Here is a 3,562-nt window from a genome sequence, read left to right as displayed (position 1 = left end):
AGTATTATTAGTCATGTAATGTCATCTTAACTAATCTGAGTGATGAATGACTACTCTTCTCTATTATATTCTGAAAAGTCGGTTTTGGCAACGGATTGTTATGACTTTACCCCTTTAACCTAGGAGCATAGGGGGATGCTTCCCGCAAAAAACCCACAGAAAACAGGTTTCTTCAAGAAACCCGTTTTCCAGAGAGTTTAAAGATCAATTGGTGGATTTAAAGAGTGGTTTTCCTTCTGGTAATCGCCTAATTTTTCCTGACTCATCCCGTTCTACTTCTGCAAAAACATAATTGCCATTACTATCTTGCTTCAAGCATAATTTCCCATCTACTTGTTCATAAACAGGTGGACAAAATTGAGGGATTCCTCCAAATTCTACTACCTCACCCCCTAGTTCTTGTAAGATAGGACATAAGATGAGATTTTCTTCCTCATCAAAGATGAAATTATGAGTATTCGGATCTCGTAAAGGGAGAGGATAAATCGGTAAACCCATCGAACTCGTCAAAGCCTTTCCTGCTGCATCCCTAACTGGCTCTAAAAAAATTGGCTTTCCTTGAGAATTCTTAACAATTTCTTGAGTTTTTATATCCCTTAAAACAATTGTTCCAGTCGGTATAACTTCCTTTTCTCTAAGCCTTAAATGAGCCTGGTGTAAATTCGGTAAATTCTTATCCGATATGTTAAAATGTTTTGTATATTGAATCGCTGCTTTAACAAAGCCCAAGCGTTCTAATAATACCTGAATCCCTTGCTGATCCATACTGATTAATAAGTCAATATCGCTAACCTTTAGTTCTTCCGCTTTAGCGATCGCCGCTTTAATCAACAAATTAATCGTGTCCGGTTTGCGGTGCTTTTCTTTAACATACATCCCCAAAACTGCACCCACACGACGGGGAATGAAAGGATTTTCCCACATTTCCAAAGCAGAAATCTGGGGAGGTGGGGTCTCATCATAAACATAAGTAAAGAGAAACCCGACGATTTGCTGCTCATATTCCAAGACAAAACCGAAAGATAGCGGTTTTTTAAGCTGATAGCTCACATATCCTTCATAGTCAAAATCAGGTTTCAGATTGATCGAGGGATCAACTTCCGATCGCCTTTGAGCAAAATCTCGCCAAAGAGGAGCGATCGCTATTGCATCTTCAGGTCTAGCTAGTCGTTGATGATACATAGTTTCGCCAAGATTATGCTTGTTTTCCATACTATATTCTGACAAGTCTGCTTTGGCAACAGATAAGAAGAAGCATAAAAACGCTTCAAAATACTCACTTAATGCTTCTTTCCAGGGTTGATCATAATTGACGGTTGTTTGGTGGATGAGCTGCTCAAGGCACCCTACTGGACTGTTTCAGTCTTAGTGGTGCAGAAAAGTCAGTGGAGCCTCAACCTGAGAAAACTGTAACCCGAGAAAACTCAATTTGACAAGCTAAGGCTTCCCGTTGACGACGAGAAGCACCGGCCGGTGGGGGATTACATCGGGGTAAGGGGGGTCAGGGAGGAATGGGCAGACCTTGCTGGCAAAGACGTTGTAGCTGGCGCACCTAGTGGCCATGGCAAGGGATTTGCTAGTGCTGTCCCAGTGGGGTATCAATTAGTCACATCTTTCTTAACATAAAGTTTGACAACAACTGTGGTATAACTTCACAAGAACTTGATATTATTACAATAGTCTCAAAAACAATGATCGAATTAAGTCCCGCCGCCGCTAGAGAAATTGAACGTTGGAGTCAAAGCCGTCGCCTGAGTGGTTCCTCTCTGCGTTTGACAGTAAAAAACGGTGGTTGTTCGGGACTTCACTACCATCTCGAATTAACCGCTATTGCGGGAGAAAACGATCGCTTTTATCAAAGTCAGGGTATTAATATTTTAGTCGATCCTGACAGCGATCGCTACCTACAAATTTTAAAATTAGACTATTCAGAAGATCTCATGGGTGGTGGTTTCCGTTTTACCAATGCCAACACCCAAAATACCTGTGGTTGTGGTCTTTCCTTTAGCGCTTAATTAACTGCTCCAAATAGCCAAGACAACTAAAAGGGCATTAACCAGATAAAATGCGCCCACAATCTTGGTTTCCGTCCAACCACTTAATTCTAAATGATGATGAAAAGGAGCCATTTTTAACAATCTTTTGCCCTGGCCATCGGGTCCTTTTGTGGCTTTATAATAGATAACCTGAGCGATTACCGAAAGAGATTCCAGAAAGAACAGACCACTAATTAAAAATAATCCCCAGAGATGTCCAGTAATTAAACCCACCGCAGCTAAAGCGCCTCCCAAAGCGAGGGAACCCGTATCACCCATAAAGACTTTAGCGGGGTTGCGGTTATGAAAAATGAAGCCTAGACAAGCACCAGCAAAACAAGTGCAGAAAATCGCTAAATCCGGATGACTAGGGGCGATAATAATACCTAAACCCAAAAATGCGATCGCACCAGTTCCCCCTGCTAATCCATCCACCCCATCGGTGAGATTAGTGGCGTTACTTTCAGCCACAAGGACAAATGCCGCCAAAATCCAGAAGAAAAAGCCCAAAGGAATGACTAATCGACCCCAAAGGGTGATATCGGTACTCACCTGATTGACCAACATCCAGAGACAAAAAAGCACCGCCCCCGCTATCTGTAAAATTAACTTCATCCGGGGAGATAGGCCCTTATTCGACTTATAACGCAGAATTTGCCAATCATCTAACCAACCGATACCCATGTAAGCAAAAGTCAGCAAAGCAACCGCCACCACATTAGGAGTAAATTTAGACCAGATTAAAGCGAAAATAAGGGCTACTGGCACAAAAAAGCTGCCTCCCATTGTCGGGGTTCCTGCTTTCTTTAAATGAGCCTGTGGTCCATCTTCGCGCATGATCTGGCCCATTTTCAAGCGCCGCAGCATCGGTACTACTTGACAACCAAGACCAGCACTGATTAATGTCGTCGCCATCAGGGGGAGTAACAGGGAATTAGTGGACTGAAAAAAAACTACTAACAGAAATAGTAATCCCGTTAGTAGAATCAGGAGATGGGTTCCAGTGGGTTTTTTGAAGATAGGGGCGGAAAAAATGTTAGCGTTCACGACTAAAGCGCCAGATAAGGGGAAAATTTGCCAAAGAAGACGGGATTAATCTTCATCTAAGACTAATTCATCCTCGTCGTCATCATAACCGATATCATCGACATCCATCAGTTCAGATAGTTCCACATCTTCTTCCAGAGTCAGATCCGGTTCGGCGATTTTATCCCGGGGAATCATGCGATTATTTTTTTCTAACCACTCGACAATGGAAGCGTCTTTTTTTAGGGGAATAACCGCGGCCGGTTCATAGCGGGGTTCTTGACGAATAGAAGGATTAAGCATAATTACTCGACGATTAGCAGCAATCATTTCGAGTTTACCATGTCTTTTAAGGCTCTGTTGACATCCTCGCCGCCGTAAAACGGACGGCGATTCCTCACCACGCCACTTTTTTAGGGTGGTCGCTGAATGGGGTTGACGCTTCACCGAAAAACGCTTAATTGCTTAAGTCTGACTCTTTCTCCACGTCCGTTTTGAGT

At 42.8% G+C, this 3,562-nt stretch carries 4 protein-coding genes; 1 reads left to right on the top strand and 3 read right to left on the bottom strand.

What is annotated here, in order from left to right:
* Positions 1-204: 204 nt before the first annotated feature.
* Positions 205-1,212: a GNAT family N-acetyltransferase gene (locus ACE1AQ_RS14995; RefSeq protein WP_008202657.1), complete on the bottom strand. Its 1,008-nt coding sequence runs from the start codon at positions 1,210-1,212 to the stop codon at positions 205-207.
* 479 nt (positions 1,213-1,691) lie between these two features.
* Between ACE1AQ_RS14995 and ACE1AQ_RS14990 the strand changes: the two genes are divergently transcribed.
* Positions 1,692-2,015, top strand: coding sequence for an iron-sulfur cluster assembly accessory protein (locus ACE1AQ_RS14990; RefSeq protein ID WP_008202658.1), 324 nt, complete (start codon positions 1,692-1,694; stop codon positions 2,013-2,015).
* Here ACE1AQ_RS14990 and mraY read toward each other — a convergent pair whose 3' ends face one another.
* Together mraY and ACE1AQ_RS14980 are read right to left on the bottom strand one after the other, a co-directional pair.
* On the bottom strand, positions 2,016-3,083 hold the full coding sequence (gene mraY, locus ACE1AQ_RS14985) for a phospho-N-acetylmuramoyl-pentapeptide-transferase (RefSeq protein ID WP_110544964.1): 1,068 nt from the start codon (positions 3,081-3,083) through the stop codon (positions 2,016-2,018).
* Positions 3,084-3,128: 45 nt separating this feature from the next.
* Positions 3,129-3,392 carry a DUF3134 domain-containing protein gene (locus ACE1AQ_RS14980; RefSeq protein WP_002760451.1) on the bottom strand — a complete coding sequence of 88 codons (264 nt, stop codon included), beginning with the start codon at positions 3,390-3,392 and terminating at the stop codon, positions 3,129-3,131.
* Positions 3,393-3,562 lie beyond the last annotated feature (170 nt).

It is taken from the genome of Microcystis sp. BLCC-F209 (assembly GCF_041928595.1).
In the GTDB taxonomy this organism is placed as follows: domain Bacteria; phylum Cyanobacteriota; class Cyanobacteriia; order Cyanobacteriales; family Microcystaceae; genus Microcystis.
The sequence above is the reverse complement of the archived record's forward strand: the minus strand, read 5'-3'. Positions and strand labels throughout refer to the sequence as shown.